This window comes from Streptomyces sp. PA03-5A (assembly GCF_033792725.1).
Classification (GTDB): domain Bacteria; phylum Actinomycetota; class Actinomycetes; order Streptomycetales; family Streptomycetaceae; genus Actinacidiphila.
Genome location: NZ_JARAVL010000042.1, coordinates 24357 through 40206, shown reverse-complemented (window position 1 = coordinate 40206; position 15850 = coordinate 24357). Strand labels below are relative to the sequence as shown.

18 protein-coding genes are annotated in these 15850 nt (G+C 71.8%); 7 read left to right on the top strand and 11 right to left on the bottom strand.

Annotated elements, in window-relative coordinates; genetic code table 11:
• Nucleotides 1-88 precede the first annotated feature (88 nt).
• From PV410_RS37100 to PV410_RS37080, 5 genes are all read right to left on the bottom strand, one after another.
• On the bottom strand, nt 89-1063 hold the full coding sequence (locus tag PV410_RS37100) for a zinc metalloprotease (protein WP_500330527.1): 975 nt from the start codon (nt 1061-1063) through the stop codon (nt 89-91).
• 288 nt (nt 1064-1351) lie between these two features.
• Nucleotides 1352-3016 carry an alkaline phosphatase D family protein gene (locus tag PV410_RS37095; protein ID WP_500330525.1) on the bottom strand — a complete coding sequence of 555 codons (1665 nt, stop codon included), beginning with the start codon at nt 3014-3016 and terminating at the stop codon, nt 1352-1354.
• Nucleotides 3017-3143: 127 nt separating this feature from the next.
• A complete protein-coding gene (locus tag PV410_RS37090; RefSeq protein ID WP_499511336.1) occupies nt 3144-3950 on the bottom strand; it encodes a thioredoxin domain-containing protein in 807 nt (268 codons plus the stop codon).
• A gap of 53 nt (nt 3951-4003) precedes the next feature.
• Nucleotides 4004-4651 carry a hypothetical protein gene (locus tag PV410_RS37085; protein WP_500330523.1) on the bottom strand — a complete coding sequence of 216 codons (648 nt, stop codon included), beginning with the start codon at nt 4649-4651 and terminating at the stop codon, nt 4004-4006.
• Nucleotides 4652-4714: 63 nt separating this feature from the next.
• Nucleotides 4715-6031 (bottom strand): DUF2252 domain-containing protein, encoded by a 1317-nt coding sequence (locus tag PV410_RS37080; RefSeq protein WP_500330522.1) that lies wholly within the window; start codon nt 6029-6031, stop codon nt 4715-4717.
• A gap of 159 nt (nt 6032-6190) precedes the next feature.
• On the opposite strand from PV410_RS37080, the gene PV410_RS37075 reads away from it, so the two are divergent.
• Nucleotides 6191-6727 carry a VldE C-terminal domain-containing protein gene (locus PV410_RS37075; RefSeq protein ID WP_500330520.1) on the top strand — a complete coding sequence of 179 codons (537 nt, stop codon included), beginning with the start codon at nt 6191-6193 and terminating at the stop codon, nt 6725-6727.
• A gap of 369 nt (nt 6728-7096) precedes the next feature.
• The gene (locus PV410_RS37070) at nt 7097-7399 is read left to right on the top strand and encodes a DUF5958 family protein (RefSeq protein ID WP_500330583.1); all 303 of its coding nucleotides are present in this window, start codon (nt 7097-7099) and stop codon (nt 7397-7399) included.
• A gap of 228 nt (nt 7400-7627) precedes the next feature.
• Here the strand turns inward: PV410_RS37070 and PV410_RS37065 are convergent, their stop codons facing one another.
• Nucleotides 7628-7753 (bottom strand): hypothetical protein, encoded by a 126-nt coding sequence (locus PV410_RS37065; RefSeq protein WP_500330519.1) that lies wholly within the window; start codon nt 7751-7753, stop codon nt 7628-7630.
• A gap of 117 nt (nt 7754-7870) precedes the next feature.
• The gene (locus tag PV410_RS37060; protein WP_500330517.1) at nt 7871-8278 is read right to left on the bottom strand and encodes a hypothetical protein; all 408 of its coding nucleotides are present in this window, start codon (nt 8276-8278) and stop codon (nt 7871-7873) included.
• A gap of 231 nt (nt 8279-8509) precedes the next feature.
• Here PV410_RS37060 and PV410_RS37055 point away from each other — a divergent pair, with 231 nt between their 5' ends.
• Nucleotides 8510-9247: a GNAT family N-acetyltransferase gene (locus PV410_RS37055; RefSeq protein WP_500330515.1), complete on the top strand. Its 738-nt coding sequence runs from the start codon at nt 8510-8512 to the stop codon at nt 9245-9247.
• Nucleotides 9248-9280: 33 nt separating this feature from the next.
• On the top strand, nt 9281-9712 hold the full coding sequence (locus PV410_RS37050) for an SMI1/KNR4 family protein (protein ID WP_500330514.1): 432 nt from the start codon (nt 9281-9283) through the stop codon (nt 9710-9712).
• Between the two features lie 315 nt (nt 9713-10027).
• Here PV410_RS37050 and PV410_RS37045 read toward each other — a convergent pair whose 3' ends face one another.
• Nucleotides 10028-10633 (bottom strand): helix-turn-helix domain-containing protein, encoded by a 606-nt coding sequence (locus PV410_RS37045; RefSeq protein ID WP_500330513.1) that lies wholly within the window; start codon nt 10631-10633, stop codon nt 10028-10030.
• A 207-nt stretch (nt 10634-10840) separates the two neighbouring features.
• On the opposite strand from PV410_RS37045, the gene PV410_RS37040 reads away from it, so the two are divergent.
• Nucleotides 10841-11491: a hypothetical protein gene (locus tag PV410_RS37040; protein WP_500330511.1), complete on the top strand. Its 651-nt coding sequence runs from the start codon at nt 10841-10843 to the stop codon at nt 11489-11491.
• Nucleotides 11492-11556: 65 nt separating this feature from the next.
• Complete coding sequence (locus PV410_RS37035) at nt 11557-11913, top strand: hypothetical protein (RefSeq protein WP_500330509.1); 357 nt, start codon at nt 11557-11559, stop codon at nt 11911-11913.
• Here the strand turns inward: PV410_RS37035 and PV410_RS37030 are convergent.
• Together PV410_RS37030 and PV410_RS37025 are read right to left on the bottom strand one after the other, a co-directional pair.
• Complete coding sequence (locus PV410_RS37030; RefSeq protein ID WP_500330508.1) at nt 11892-12380, bottom strand: hypothetical protein; 489 nt, start codon at nt 12378-12380, stop codon at nt 11892-11894. The genes PV410_RS37035 and PV410_RS37030 overlap by 22 nt on opposite strands.
• A gap of 51 nt (nt 12381-12431) precedes the next feature.
• Complete coding sequence (locus PV410_RS37025; RefSeq protein WP_500330506.1) at nt 12432-13028, bottom strand: dienelactone hydrolase family protein; 597 nt, start codon at nt 13026-13028, stop codon at nt 12432-12434.
• A 79-nt stretch (nt 13029-13107) separates the two neighbouring features.
• Between PV410_RS37025 and PV410_RS37020 the strand changes: the two genes are divergently transcribed.
• On the top strand, nt 13108-14211 hold the full coding sequence (locus tag PV410_RS37020) for a mechanosensitive ion channel family protein (protein WP_500330504.1): 1104 nt from the start codon (nt 13108-13110) through the stop codon (nt 14209-14211).
• A gap of 17 nt (nt 14212-14228) precedes the next feature.
• Here the strand turns inward: PV410_RS37020 and PV410_RS37015 are convergent, their stop codons facing one another.
• Nucleotides 14229-15824 (bottom strand): cation:proton antiporter, encoded by a 1596-nt coding sequence (locus tag PV410_RS37015; RefSeq protein ID WP_499511349.1) that lies wholly within the window; start codon nt 15822-15824, stop codon nt 14229-14231.
• Nucleotides 15825-15850 lie beyond the last annotated feature (26 nt).

Genomic DNA, 15850 nt, shown 5'->3' with positions numbered 1-15850 from the left:
GGTCCGACAGCCGATGCCATTCCCGCGCTCCCCGCCCTCGCCGCCGCGGCCGGCCGGCCCCGTGACCGGCCGGACGCGGACGGTGGCGTCAGCCCGCCCGGTAGGCGGCCCACGAGCTCTTCATGCGGCTCACCTGGCCTGCGGTGAACTGGTACATGCAGGAGTCGTAGGTGTAGTCCATGAAGTTGTGGATGGGGTCCACCCCGCCGGCCGTGCAGGTGTCACGGCCGGTCGGGCAGGCGCTGGCGGCGGTCTTCTCGGCGGGCGTGTCGGAGACGTAGTCGCCGTTGGCGCCGCAGCCGCCCTGGAAGGTGTGGTAGAGGCCCATCCAGTGGCCGACCTCGTGGGTGGCGGTGTCGCCCTGGTTGTAGTTGGTGGCGGAGCCGCCGGGGACGGACGCGTCGAGGATGACCACGCCGTCGTCCTCGGGGTCGCCGGCGTACCAGCTCGGGAAGGTGGCCCAGCCGAGCAGGTCGTCCTGGAGGTTGGCCGAGTAGATGTTGAGCGCGCTCGCGCCGCCCTTGCGGAGGCTGGTCTTCATCGAGGTCTCGGCCGAGGAGCCCTCGGTCAGGTTGTACCAGGCGGCCTTGTCGGTGTAGTCCGTCGCGACCAGCGAGAACCGGTAGCCGGAGTCGACGTTGCCGGTGCCCTGGCCGGCGTAGGCCGCGTTGAGCACCGCTATCTGGCCGGCGACGGCGGCGGCGCTGAGCTTGCCGGTGCTGCCGCTGTGGATGACGTGCCAGTAGACCGGGATGGTCGTCGTCGCGGCGGCGGCGACCCGGGATCCCTTGCTCTCGGCCTTGATCTTCGCGACGCGCTTCCTCAGGTCCGCGTCCATCGCCTTGGCGGTGGCGTCGCTGATGGCGTTGGGCTCGTGGGCGGTGGAGCCCTTCATCTTGCGGGCCGCGGCGTCGCCGCTGTCCGCGCACTGCTCCGCGGGGGTCCTCGCGTGCGCGGAGGCGCTGCTCACGGTGGCCGTCGCGCCGGTGAGGGGGAGCAGGGCCAGGGTTCCGGCCACGGCGGCGAGACCGACGAGACGGCGGGAACGGGGGGTGCGTGACATGTGGGGGCACTCCTCGTGGGACGTACGGGAGGAATTTCCTCCTCGCCGCCCGGAGGTTATGTGTCCATGCCAGAACCGGTGCAGCCCCCTTCCGGCCCATTGGCGGACAGAGGGTAATCCCTAGACAACGAAGGACCCTTGAGGGTCCGTGCCGGCCGGCGTAACACCGCGGAACGCGGGGCGGGCGGTGTGTCCGGATTCGGACCCGGGGGCTCCCCACCGCCCGCCCCGCGCCGGCCGGTCCCCGCACGGCACGGGGGGTTGGCCGGAAATCGACGTTCGGGAGGCTCAGCGTACCGGCGAGTAGACCCGCTCGACCTTCTGCGTGCCCGACAGGGTGCGGTACGAACGCTCCCAGGTCGACGAGGCGTTCGGGTCGGTGCGGTCGGAGAGCGCGTAGTAGTCCATCTGCGCCCGCTCGCCGGTGATGTCCAGCACGCCGTAGCCGTGGGAGTCCATGTCCAGCCACTTCACATGCCGGTTGGCGGCCTTCACGGCGGCCTCGGCGACCGTGGAGACGGTGTCCGGGGCGACCTTGAGGATGTCGTCCAGGTTGTCGGAGGTGACCGAGGTGACCACGAACTCGGTCGCGGCCGAGGCCGACAGCGGGTAGGTCGCCGCCTTCACCGGGACGTCGTTCGCCCACGCCATGTGGATGTCGCCGGTCAGGAACACCGTGTTGCGGATGCCGTTGTCCCGCAGGTGGGCCAGGATCTCGCGGCGGTCGTCGGTGTAGCCGTCCCACTGGTCGACGTTGACCGCCAGGCCTTCTGCGGGCAGGCCGAGCAGCTTCGCCAGCGGCGCCAGCAGGTGGTCCGGCAGCGCGCCGAAGGCGACCGGCGAGATCATCACCGAGTTGCCGATCAGCCGCCAGGTGGTGTCCGAGGCCTTCAGACCGGCCTTCAGCCAGTCCAGCTGGGCCCGGCCGGTGATCGTCCGGTCCGGGTCGTCCACCGAGCCGCTGCCGATCGAGGCCTGCTGGGAGCGGAAGGAGCGCAGGTCGAGCAGGGACAGGTCGGCGAGCTTGCCGAAGCGCAGCCGCCGGTAGGTGGTGCCGGCCACCGAGGGACGCACCGGCATCCACTCGAAGTAGGCCTGCTTGGCGGCGGCCACCCGGGCCGTCCAGGCGCCCTCGGCGCCCTCGGTGTGGTTCTCGGCGCCGCCGGACCAGGCGTCGTTGGCGAACTCGTGGTCGTCCCAGATCGCCACGACCGGGGCCACGGCGTGCAGCGCCTGCAGGTCGGTGTCGGTCTTGTAGCGCCCGTGCCGGGTGCGGTAGTCGGCCAGCGTGACGATCTCGTGGGCGGGCGCGTGCGGGCGGACGACGGTGCCGCGGGCGGCGTAGCCCCCGGTGCCGTACTCGTAGATGTAGTCGCCCAGGTGCAGCCAGGCGTCCAGGTCACCGCGGGCGGCCAGGTGCCGGTAGGAGGAGAAGTACCCGGCCTCCCAGTTGGCGCAGGAGACCACCCCGAAGCGCAGCCGGTCGGCGGCGGCGTTCTCGGCGGGCGCGGTACGGGTGCGGCCGGCCGGCGAGGTCACACCGCCGGCCGTGAAGCGGAACCAGTAGTCCGTGGCGGGCTGCAGTCCGCGCACGTCGGCCTTGACGGTGTGGTCGGAGGTGGCGGTGGTGGTCGCCGTGCCGGTAGCCACGACGGAGGTGAACGCCTTGTCCGTGGCGACGGTCCAGCTCACCTCGGTCGCGGGGCCGAGCCCGGAGCCCGGGACGGCCTCGGGCAGGGGAGTCACGCGCGTCCACAGCAGCACGCCGTCGGGCAGCGGGTCACCGGAGGCCACGCCGTGCAGGAAGGCGGGGCCCGGCGCGGCGGAGGCGGGGGCGGCGGAGACCGCCAGCGGTATCAGCGCGGCGCCGGTCACGACGGCGCCGGCCTTGACGACCGAACGGCGGCTCGGTGTTCTCGATGAGGTCTGTGAGGGTGCAGAGGTATCGGTCACGGGGCGTCAGATTACGCGCCGGTAACCCCTTTCCGGGACCGAATGCACAAGAGTTCGGGAGGACTTCGCCCTCCGGTCCCCGGCGTGACGCCGGGGACCGGAGGGCGGAACCGGCCACGGGCCGGTGCTACCCCTTGCCGATGATCTGGTCGACCGCGGCCGTGTACTGGTCGGCGGTCATCGCCTGCACGCTGTCGATGGTCTTGTCGTCGAGCTTCACGGTCGGCGTGCCCGTGATGCCGTCGTCGGTGAACTGCTGGTCCATGGTCAGCGCCCACTTGTCGTAGGTGCCGTTGCGGACCGCGTTCTCGAAGGTCTTGTTGCCCTTGAGCGCGTCGACCTTCTGCGCCAGTTCGATCAGCTTGTCGTCGCTGCCGAAGTCGTCCTTGGTCTCCTCGGGGTGGACGTCCTTGGAGTACAGCAGCGTGTGGTACTGGACGAACGCGTCCTTGCTGACATTCAGGGCGGCGCCCAGCGCGCTCAGCGCGTTCTTCGAACCCTGGCCCTGGGCGAGGCGGTCGTCGAGGAAGGCACCCATGGTGTACGAGATCTTGTACTTGCCGTCCTTGGCGTCCTTCTGGACGGTCTCGCCCGAGGTCTGCTCGAACTGCGCGCACACCGGGCAGCGCAGGTCCTCGTACACCTTCAGCGTGTGCTTGGCGTTCTCGTCGCCGATGACGATCGACGTGCCGTTCTTGCCCGAGGAGTTGGCCGGCTTCACCAGCGGCTTGTCCGCGGCCTTCTCCCAGTAGGTGGGCGCGTTCATCTTGACGACGGCCACGGCTATGCCGGCGCCGAGCGCCAGCACGCCCAGGACGCTGCCGCCGACGACGAGCTGCCGCCGCAGCTTGTCCCGCTTCGCCTGCCGCTCGCGCTCGACGCGCAGCCGCTCACGGGCGGCGTTCTTGGCGGCCTGGCTGTTTCGCTTGCTCATGGTGGTGTGATCTCCGACTCGTGCGTACGTGGGTGAGGGGTGGGGCGCCGTGCTCAGCGGAAGCCGAGACGGGCGGGCGGCCCTCGCCGTACGACGGAGTGCAGGAGCAGGGGCAAGGCCGGGGCGGCGGCCACGGGCCCGGCCGCGCCGGCGCGCGCGGTACCGCGCGGTCCGGCCGTCCGGAAGACGGCCACCGCGACGAGCAGCGGCCGGAAGGCGGCACGCAGCAGGCGGTGCAGGGCGTCCTCACCGCACCGCAGCCACCCGGCGGCGACCAGGCCGACGCAGACGTGCGCCAGGAGCAGCAGCCACGGCGAGGTGCCGGCGCCGGACATCCCCTGCCCCGTGGCGAGCGAGCCGCCGACGTCGCCGCCGTGGCAGGCCAGCGCCTCGTTGATCGAGCGCCACGAGCCGGTGACGGGACCGCCCCCGGGGCCGTAACAGGTGTGCTGGCCCGCGGTGAACAGCGTGTCGAGGGCCAGTTCCAGCGGGACGAGCAGCCCGGCGATCGGCCAGTAGCCGCGCTCCCGGCGGCCGAGCGCGTACGCGACCGCGAAGACGCCCGCGAAGGCCCCCGCCGTGGTCGTCATCGGCAGGGGCTCCCGCGAGAGCATGATGTGGGCGGTCGCGGACAGCGTCACGCACAGCGCGGCGAAGCATCCCGCGCGCAGTGCCCTCAGCCGGGGTCCGGTCCCTTCCATGGCGCAGAGTGTGCCATGCCGGTGTGTAAGCAATGCCTAAACCCCCGAACAAGGCGCCCGGGATCAGAGCCCCGGGATGCGCCCGTTGCGGAACAGGTCCACGAAGATCTGGTGGTCGGCGCGGGCCCGGGCGCCGTAGGAGTGGGCGAACTCCACCAGGGACTCCGTGAAGCCGTCCTCGTCCCGGGCGATGGCCGCGTCGATGGCGTCCTCCGTGGAGAACGGCACCAGCGAGTGCCCGCTCTCGTCGTCGGCGGCCGCGTGCATGCCGGCGGTGGCCCGGCCGAGGTCGGCGACGACGGCCTCGATCTGCTCCGGGTCGTCGATGTCCGACCAGTCCAGGTCCACCGCGTACGGCGACACCTCCGCGACCAGCTGGCCGACGCCGTCCAGCTCGGTCCAGCCCAGGTACGGGTCGGCGTGCGCCTGCAGCGCGCGCTGCGAGATCACGGTGCGGTGGCCCTCGTGGCGGAAGTAGTCACGCACCGCCGGGTCGGTGATGTGCCGGGAGACCGCCGGGGTCTGCCCCTGCTTCATGTAGATCACGACGTCGTTCTCCAGGGCGTCGGTGTGGCCCTCGAGGAGGATGTTGTACGAGGGCAGGCCCGCACTGCCGATGCCCACGCCGCGGCGGCCCACGACGTCCTTGACGCGGTGGCTCTCCGGGTTGATCCGGCTGGTCTCCGGCAGCGTGTCCAGGTACGCCTCGAACGCCCGCAGCACCTTCTCGCGGGTGCCGCCGTCCAGTTCCACGGCGCCGCCCCCCGCGCCGAAGCGGCGGTCCCAGGCGCGGATCTCGGTCATCGAGTCCAGCAGCCCGAACCGGGTCTGCGAGCGGGCGTGGCGCAGCGCGTCCAGCAGCGGGCCCTGCGCCGAGTCCAGCGTCAGCGCGGGGACGGCCTCGCCCTGGGCGAGGGCGCGCACGCGCTCGCGGTAGGCGGTGGCGTAGCTGCGCACCAGACCGGAGATCACGTCGTCGGCCAGGGCCTTGCTGTAGCCGATCAGCGCTATGGAGGCGGCGAACCGCTGGAGGTCCCAGGTGAAGGGGCCGACGTAGGCCTCGTCGAAGTCGTTGACGTTGAAGATCAGGCGGCCGTTGGCGTCCAGGTAGGTGCCGAAGTTCTCGGCGTGCAGGTCGCCGTGGATCCACACCCGGGAGGTGCGCTCGTCCAGGAACGGGCTGCCGTCCTTGGTGTCGGCCAGGTCCGCGTAGTAGAGGCACGCGGTGCCCCGGTAGAAGGCGAACGCCGACGCCGCCATCTTGCGGAACTTGACCCGGAACGCGGCCGGATCGGCGGCCAGCAGCTCCCCGAACGCGGTGCCGAAGACCTCAAGGATCCGCTCGCCGCGCTCTTCGTCCGTCGTCATGCCTGTGGCCATCGGTGCTGTGCCTCCTGGGCTGGTCCGTGTCTGCCGCGTCCAACGCAGGAGCGTACGCTCGCGTGCCCGGGGACGACCCCCGGCGGGGCGTTATTCGCGTCACCGTCGCACCGCGTTCAACCGGGCACTTCCGGCCACGGTCGCGCGTTCTGGCTTGCGATGAACACCACCAGGGGGCGGGACACCGCGCGCCGCGGCCGGCGGCGCACCATATTCGGGCTGCTGCTGATCGGCGGCCTCGTACTGGCCGCCGTGGCGTGGCCCACACTCTCCGCACAGGTCCGCGCGGCCAACTGGCCGAAGGAGCAACCCCGCGGGCCGCAGCACATCACCGCCCGCATGGAGGCCGTCCGCGAGGCCGTCGTCAAGGAGTTCGGCCCCCGCGGCCTCGAGGGCGCCCCCGGCTGCTACCGCGAGGAAGGCGGCATCGCCGGCGGCGGCGAACACCCTCTCGGCCGCGCCTGCGACTTCATGCTCATGCCCGCCGGCAAGAAGGCCACCGGCAAGTCCGACGCCCTGGGCGAGGCCATCGTGGCCTGGGTGCGGGAGCACGCGGACGAATACGGCATCTGGTACGTCATCTACGAGCAGCACATCTGGTCGAGCCGACTCCCGCAACAGGGGTGGAAGTTGATGGAGGACCGCGGGTCCATCACGCAGAACCACTTCGACCACGTGCACATATCGGTCTACTGAGCAGAGTTGACGCCGCCGCTGGTTGTCAACGTTCGCCAACGCTGGTCGACCTTCCACGGCCCAGGGACGGCACAGGGCCATCGTGCCCGCCGATCGCGTCCTCGGCACGACGTGCAGCGGCACGCGCGAACCTGCGGTCGCGCCACCAGAATAGACGGCGGCAAAGGGGACAGTTCCCTCCATCAGAGGGGATGCGGCGGTGGCCTCGGGCAGATGACGATGGGCGGACGGCCGAGGAGAGAGGGAAAGCCGTGCGATACAGAGCGGGCACCGGGGAGTACCTGAACGAACTCGCCCAGGACCTGCGCCCGCTCGACGAGGGGATCGCATGGTTCGCATCCCTCCCCCGAGGACGAGCAAACCGGGACGCTGTGCCTGCTGGCGGGGTTCTGCTTCCAAGCCCACCCCACCGCCGAGGAAGCCCTGGAGAGCATCCGGCGTTCCGGTCTCCGGCCGACCCACACTCCTGCGGTCATGCTCGTTCGAGGACGAATCGAGGACCAGGTGGGGAGGGTCGCCGGGCTGACCCCGCAGCACGAGCGACTGAAGGCCTTCCGCCTCCTGATCGCCCTGCTGGCCGTCGCGGACGGCAGTCGCAGGGCACTGTGCCGTGTCCACAACTGCAGCCACCCCTGGCATCACCTGACCTCCAGCCGGGCGACGGCCCCGTGACGGCGCTCGCTTGCGGGGCGGCACCCGCATGAGGACTTCGTGCACAGCTACGCGCGCCGCAGCGCTTCAACTACGAGGCGGGTGTGTGCGTCGATGGTGCTGGCCATGTCGACGCTGACCTTCGTGGCCTTCGGCGATTCCGGGCTTTGCACACGTGATCCGTAGCGGGCAAGGCACGCCGCGGGGGCGCGGTATCGTCCCGCGCCCCCGCGTGCCGGGGCGGTCGGGTCAGTAGCGCGCGCCGACGGGGGCCGGTATGGCGTCGAGGTCGGCGAGGTCGGCCGCGGAGAGGCGGACGTGGGCGGCGCCCGCGTTGTCGGTGAGGTACGGAATCGAGCCGACTCCTGACGGCATCGGAGATCCTGACGGCGAGACCGGCGTGGCACTCTCGACCGGCCTGCCGGGATGCCTCGCCGTCGGCGTGGGCGTGTCGGTCCACCGATGCATGCGGATGAGGACGAGGGCAGGGGCCTAGCCACCCGCCGTGGGCCGCCGGTCGGCGGTGACGACCGCGTAGGCACGCTCCACCTCGCCCAGGTACTGCTCGAGGCGGAAGCGCACCTCTTCGACGGGTCTGCCATCGATGCCGGGGTACATCAGGCCGGACCAGATGACCGTCCCGCCCCGGAGCCGGAGCCGGAGCCGGATGCCCAGCCTGCCCGGCCCCGACCCGGCCTGCCCCTGGGCTGCCACCTCCACCTCACGCGGCATGTCCGTCGGATAAAGCGGCCCGCCCGGCCGGAGCAGCCGCCTCGGATCGAGGCCGGCCATCCTGCTGTCGCTGCGCGCGACCATGTCGAGACCGTCGACGAAGAGGTACGTGTGAACGGCGGCGCACACGGGCTGCCCAGGACACGTGCCGATGAGCAACGAGCTCACCGCATCACTGCCTCGTTCATCGGACCCCGCGGCCCTCACCTCGCACGGCGCCCTACGCGGCATCCACCTGATGGGACGTCATGGGGTGATCGTAGCGGCCGCGTCGGACCGACCCCGCGAACGTCGCGCCGGAGGTCGCAAGAGATCCGGGCCCGTACACCGGCCGCCGATCGGGCCGGCTCCTGTGCTCACGCCGCCTCGCACTGGGCACTCGAATGGCAGGATCCACGCATGCCTGACGACCTGACGGCTCGTGCTCAAGCCCTGTGGCGGGAACTGGCCCGCGCACCTGTCGAATTCGGACGCTCCGCGGCCCAGGTGGTCGTCTCACCGGGGTCGGGGTTGTGTCCCCCTTCGTGGTGTGGGGTCGTGGTGCTGGGCGGAGCAGGGATCGTCACGGTTCCGACAGCCGAGGTCGCCGGCCTGCTGTACAAAGCCACCGCTGGGATTCCTCCGGACGCCCTCGTCCGGACGGACGCGCTCCGGACGGTACTGCCCGTCATCGAGGTACTCGGTCCGGCCACCCTCGCTTACCTGTCCGACGTGGAGTTCCGTCCTGCGCCCACGGACCGGGCTGTGGTGCGCCTGCCCGCGGAACACCCTGACCTGCTGGCCTTGCTCGGGGCAGCGGGGCACGAAGACGCCGGCGAAAGCGGCCTGGATGAGATCTCTTCGCCTGCGTTCGTCGTCCTCGACGGCGGCGAGGTCGTGGCCGCAGCGGGATATCGGCTGTGGCCCGGGAGTACTGCTCATGTGTCGGTACTCACGGCACCGCAGCGCCGCGGTCATGGGTTGGCGAAGACCGTGGCCTCCGCAGCAGTGGCTCATGCTCTCGATGCGGGTCTCCTACCTCAGTGGAGAGCTCGGCCCGAGCCGTCCCGAAGGGTTGCGGGCGCGCTCGGTTTCCGAGAGGTGGGGGCCCAGTTGAGCTTTCGGCTCAAGACCGGCGCCGGCGTATCCGGAAGCTGACCGGTTGACCAGCCCGCCGCATATGCTGCGCTGATGTGGAAAGAGACCGCTGCCGAGCTCCTGCCCGACGTCGCATTTCGACCACCGGTTGACCGGGCAGCCCTCGCCGAGGCCGAGCAGCGTCTGGGGCGGGCCCTGCCCGCGCAGTTGGCCGCCCTGCTGCTGGAGGCCGACGGGATGGTCGGCACCTACGGCAAGGACGTCGTCTGGTCCCTGCATCGGATCGTGGAACAGAATCTGCTGTTCTGGTCTCCCGATGCGTTCCCTGGCCTGTACATGCCCTTCGACGCCCTGCTGTTCTTCGGTGACAACGGCGGGGGTGACCAGTTCGCCTTCGTGCAGACGCCCAAGCGTCCGGACATCTTCGTGTGGGACCACGAGGACGACAGTCGGCTGTGGGCTGCGCGGGAGCTGGACGATTATCTGCGGCGGGCCCTCGCCGATGGCGGCGACTGGTACCGGTAGCCGGTCAGGCGAAAGGGCCTTGTGGCCGACCGACGAGTGCGGGCGGCTGTGCGATGGCCGCGCACAGGCGTCGCCGGCGCCGGACGGCGACCGCGATCCAGGTTCCGGCGAACCCCACCGTGACCCAGACGAGCACCCCTTTGAGGGCCACGTCCGATTCGCGGAGCATCCCTGTCCGGGCTGCGCCGCGCATGAGGGCCTCTGCCGACGCGAGCGGCCCCTGGACTTCCCCCACCGTCCCCACCCGTCTCCCCCGTTCCGGACGGAGGTTACTGCCTTACTGCGACGGGGAAAGCGCGATCAGCCAGCTCGTCCTCAGCCGTCACCGCCGCGCCCCTTCCCCCGGCTGGGCCTGGCCCGGACGTGCATGCGCTCGCCCTGGCGGCCGAAGAGGCTGAGGATCTCGACGGGTTGGTCACCGGCGCTGCCGAACCAGTGCGGCATCCGGGTGTCGAACTCGGCGGCCTCACCGACGCCGAGGACGACCTCGCGGTCGCCCAGCAGGAGTCGGAGGCGTCCGGAGAGCACGTACAGCCACTCGTAGCCCTCGTGGACACGGAGGTCGGGCTCGCACTGGCCCGCCGGGACGACGACCTTCCAGGCCTGCGGGGAACCCGGCTGCCGGGTCAGCGGCAGGACGGTACGGCCGTTCACGCGGCGGGGCTTGAGGCGTACCCGGGGGTCGCCGGCCTCCGGGTCGCCGACCAGTTCGTCCAGCGGTACGCGGTGCGCCCGGGCGATCGGGAGGAGGAGTTCGAGGCTGGGGCGGCGCCCGCCGGTCTCCAGGCGGGACAGGGTGCTCGTGGAGATGCCCGTGGACTCGGACAGCGCGGCCAGCGTGACGCCCCGCTGCGTGCGCAGGCGTTTGAGGCGGGGGCCGACCTCCGCCAGGGCGGCGGCGATCGAGGACAGGTCTTCCATCCGCCCATTCCACCCCGGCCGTCCCCGGAACGGCAACGAACGTTGCCGTCGCGCGGAACGAGCACGCGTAGGCCGTCGTGGCGATCGGCGGTGGCGGCGGCAGGCCCAGGCGCCGTGCCGACCGTCATCCACGACGTGACGCCCCGCCACGCTCCCTCCGGCCCCCTTGGATACGGTCGGGATCGAACCGGGAGGTGGGTGGGGGCCGTGAGCGTGATGGGCGTCTGGGTGGTCGGGGCCGTCCCCGACGACGAGGCACGGGCGTTGTCCCGGCACGCGGCCCGGCGGGGCACCGGAGACGAGGACCTGCCACCGGTGCACGCGCAGGCGCTCGCCTGGTGGTCGGGCGGAGGTGACGCGGAGCGCTTCTTCGATGGCACCGCGGACGGCTCAGGTGGCGCGTCCCCCACCCCGGCCGCGCTGCGGTTCGCCGAACTCGTGCACTGCAACACCGCCCCCGACGACGAGCCCGCGCTGACCCTTCAGGACGAGCTCATGGAGCTCATGCCGACGACCGGGGGCGACGGCCCGTTCGCCGCCGTCGCCCGTAAGGCGAGCCCGGTCGCGGCGCTGCTGCACGGTCTCGGCGCGGAGGCTTCGGCCCTGCTGCCCGGCAGGTTCGGCGAGTTCCTGCTGAGCCATGACGAGGTGGTGGCGGCACTCCCCCGGGTCGTGCGGGCCCTGGACGTCTCCGGCGCCCGGCGGGACGAGGTCCTTTCCCGCGTGGCCGGCTGGATGCGCGGCATGGGCGACGCCCCGGAGTTCGACGGGGCCGAGCTGCTCGACGCCCCCGTGCGTGTGCTGCGTCACGCCGCCCGGTCCGGCCTCGGTGCCGCCGCGTTCAGCCGCTGGTACTGAGCCGGGCCTCGATCCGCTAGGTTGAACGCGTTCAAAGTGCTCTTCGCCAGGGGGAAGGGGCGGCCATGAGGGCTGAGGTGGGGCGACCGGAAGCGCGGGCGGGGATCGGGCGGCGGCAGTGGGTGCTCGCGGTGGGGGCGTTGGCCGCGGCCGTGCCCGGGCTGCTCTTCGGGCTGGACAGCTACTACGGAGGCTTCTTCGTGCTGACCGTGGTGCCGCTGGCGCTGCCACCGCTCCTGGGGCGGTTCCCCAGGGTGTTCGCCCAGGCCTGCGTCGTCATCGCGCTGGCGCTGGTCACCTGGTCCGTCATCGGCGCGGTGCCGGCGATGTACGTGTTCCTGCCCTCGGCCGCGCTCCTGCTGCTCGCCGCGGCCGCCGGGCCGCGCGGGGCCGCCTTCGCTCAGGGGCGGATCCAGCAGTAGAGCCGCCGTCCGCCCGCCGCCGCGCGGCCGGCCAGCCCGGCGAGTTCCTTGAGGAACAGCCCGAGGACGTCCGGGCCGTGGACGCCGTGGAGACCCCCGGAGGTGCGGGACCACCCCATGGCGACGTCGTCCAGCAGGTCCGCGTCGAAGGCGGCGAGGGCGTCGCGGAAACTGTCGGTGAGCGAGACGGCGACCACCCTGCCCTCGCCGGCCACGCCCACCAGGGCGCCGCGGCGCGGGTCGGAGCGCACGTCCTCGGGGGCGCGGCCGGTGATGAGCACCTCCGCGGGGAGCAACTCCACGACCGGGTCTATGCCCTGGGTCACGTGCTCGTCGCGACCGTCGCCGTCGGCCTCGCGGAGCTCGCGAGGCCCCCGGAACTCGCACAGCTCACGGAACTCCCGGACCACGGCGCGTGCGGCGTCCTTGTCGTCGGCGGCGGAGTAGTACCCGTAGAGAACACCCATGTCCCCGATGATCTCAGCGGGCACTGACAACGGCCCCCGTCCGCAACGGCGTTACGCCTCCCCCGCCGTCCCGGCCTCCGCCGCGAGGTCGGCGAGGAAGTCCAGGGCGACCGCCCAGGTCTGCTCGGCCGCCTCCGCGTCGTAGTCGTCGAGGTCCGGGTCGGTGAAGAGGTGTCCGGCGCCCCGGTAGCGGTGGATCTCCACGTCGGCGCCCGCCTTGCGCATGCGCAGGTACCAGGCGTTCAGCCAGTCGTCGGGCTCGAAGGGGTCGGGCTCGGCGACGTGCAGCTGGACGGGGAGGTCGGTGGCCGCGTCGTCGGCGATGTCGGAGGTGCCGTGCAGCAGCAGGAGGCCGCGGGCCCTGTCGTCGGCGAGGGCGAGGTTCTGCGCGATGGAACCGCCCAGCGAGAACCCGGCGTAGACCAGGCCGCGGCCGGAGAGCGGGCCGGAGACGGTGACGGCGCGCATCAGCAGTTCGTCGCGGCCGATCTCGTCCTTGATGGCCATGCCCTCCTCGACGGTGTCCGCGGTGCGGCCCTCGTAGAGGTCGGGCACGTGCACCTCGTGGCCGGCCGCGCGCAGCCGGTCGGCGGCGGCGTGCACGGCGGGACGGAGTCCGTAGGCCGAGTGGAACAGCACGATGGTCATGCCCGAGCTCACAATTTCACTTCCCATGATCGGCGCACGGTCGGGTACGGGCTCCATCATGCCCGTTACCGTCGAAGACATGGATTCCGTCATACGACCGCTCGGCGTGGTGGGCGGCTCCCTCGTCGTCACGCTCGCCGTGGGCTGGGCCGTGGACCACGCGCTGCGCCGGGCGGACGCCCGGCACCCGGAGACCCCGTTGTGGAACCTGCTGCGCCGCGCCCGGCTGGCGCTCCAGCTGGTGATCTGCAGTTCGCTGCTGCGCGGCTCGTACGAACAGACGCACCTGGCCCGCGGCCACACCCGCGGGATCGGGCAGGTGCTGACGCTGGTGCTGATCGGGGCCTGTGCCTGGCTGGTCGTCAGGGTCGCGGCGGCCGTCGTGGAGGCCTCCTACTCGCGCTACGCCTCCGCCGCCCAGGACGCGGCGCGGGTGCGGCGGGTGCGGACGCAGGTGAGCCTGATCCAGCGGGTGGTCACCGCGGTCGTCGGCGTGGTGGCGATCGCGGCCATGCTGCTGACCTTCCCCGCGATGCGCGGCTTCGGCGCCTCGATGCTGGCCTCCGCGGGGCTGATCGGCATCGTCGCCGGCATAGCCGCCCAGTCGACGCTGGGCAACCTCTTCGCGGGGCTGCAGATCGCCTTCGGCGACATGGTCCGGATCGGCGACGCGGTGGTCGTGGAGGGCGAGTGGGGGACGGTGGAGGAGATCACCCTCACCTACCTGGTGGTCCGCACCTGGGACGAGCGGCGGATCACCATGCCGGTCTCGTACTTCACCAGCAAGCCCTTCGAGAACTGGTCCCGCGGCAACGCCCGGATGACCGGCACCGTCTACTTCCACCTGGACCACGCCACGCCCGTCGACCTGATGCGCGGACGCCTCCACGACGTCCTCAAGGAGTGCGAGCAGTGGGACGGCCGGGCCTGGGGCCTGGTGGTGACGGACACCACCCCGTCCACGATCGAGGTGCGGGCGCTGGCCACGGCGAAGGACGCGGACGACATCTGGACGGTGCGCTGCGTGGTGCGGGAGCAGATGATCGACTGGCTGCGCCGCGAGCACCCGTACGCACTGCCGCGCATCAACACCGCCACCGCCCCCGGCCTGGCCGAGGCCCCGGACCGGGAGCAGGCCACACCCGGGGCCGAGGACATCGGTCCCGGCCCCGGATCCCGCTAGGCAACGCGCCGGGCCGGTTACCGGGACACGCGCAGGCTGCGCACGTCGAGCTGGCGCAGCACCCGGTCGACGATCTCGGGGTCGTAGCCGGGCTCGCTGCGGGCCGCGAGGACCTCGTGCCGGGCGGCGGAGAGCATGTCGCGCTGGACGCGCTCGACGGTCCTGATGCGGCGCACGCGGGCGGTGTGCCGCTCGCGCTTCTCGTCGTCGACGATGTCGGGGCAGATCCGGGCCCCGACGTCGAAGGCGCGGCGGTGCAGGAGTTCGGAGACCTCCTCGGAGAAGTCCTCGGTCGCCTCGACCTCCTTCAGCCGCTGCTTGGCGGCGGCCATGGCGCGCAGCGCGAGCAGCATCTCCATGTCGTGCTCCACCTGGGTGTCGCTGCTGACCCCGAGCCGTTTGACGACCTGCGGAAGGGTGAGGCCCTGCAGCACGAGGGTGGTGAGGACGACGGAGAAGGCGATGAAGAGGATCTCGTCACGCGCCGGGAAGGCCTCGCCGGCCTCCGTGGTGTGCGGGATGGCCAGCGCCAGGGCGACGGACGCCACACCGCGCATGCCGGCCCACCACATGACGACGGTCTCCCGCCAGGACATCGGGATGTCCTCGTCGAGGTCGCGCCGCTTGTGCAGCCGTCTGGTCACCGCTGCCGCCGGCATCAGGTAGGCCAGCCGTACGAGGACGACGGCGCCGACGACGATCGCCGCGTGGCTCAGCATCGTGCCCCACCGGCCGGCGCCGACGCCGAAGACGTTGTGCAGCTCCAGGCCGATCAGGCCGAAGGCGACGCCGGTGACGAGCGTGTCGACGACCTCCCAGAAGGTGGCGCCGACCAGTCGCCCGGTCACGTCGTCGGCGTCGCGGGCGTGTTCGGCGAGGAACAGCGCGGTGGTGAGCACCGCGAGGACGCCGGAGCCGTGCGCCTCGTCGGCGATCGCGTACGAGGCGAACGGGACGAGCAGCGAGAGCCCGATCTGCAGGGTCGGGTCCCCTACGACGCCCATCAGCTTGGAGGCGGTCCAGCCGAGCACGACGCCGACGCCGACCGCGACCACCGCCGACAGCAGCAGTTCGCCGAGCGCCTCGGGCCAGGAGAAGGAGCCGGTCACGGCCGCGGCGACGGCGACGTTGTAGACGACGATCGCGGTGACGTCGTTGAACAGCCCCTCGCCCTCCAGGGTCGACACCATGCGGCGCGGCAGGCCGAGGCGCCCGGCGACGGCGGTCGCGGCCACCGGGTCGGGTGGGGCGACCAGCGCGCCAAGCGCGAGGGCGGCGGCCAGCGAGATGCCGGGGACGACGGCGTTGGCGATGGCGCCCACCGCCGCGGTGGTGATCAGCACCAGTGCGACGGCCAGCAGGAAGATGGCCTTCTTGTTGACGGCGAACTGCCGCCAGGACGTGCGCTGTACGGAGGCGTAGAGCAGCGGCGGCAGCACGAGCGGCAGGATGAGCTCGGGGTTGATCTCGACGTTCGGCACGAACGGCAGGAGGGCCAGCACGACCCCGAGCAGTGTCATCAGCACGGGCGACGGCAGCCCCATCCGGTCGCCCAGCGGCACCATGACGATGGCCGCGAGCATCAGGGCGAAGAACAGCGCGAGTTGATCCACACCCCTAGCGTGGCATGTCGGCTGCC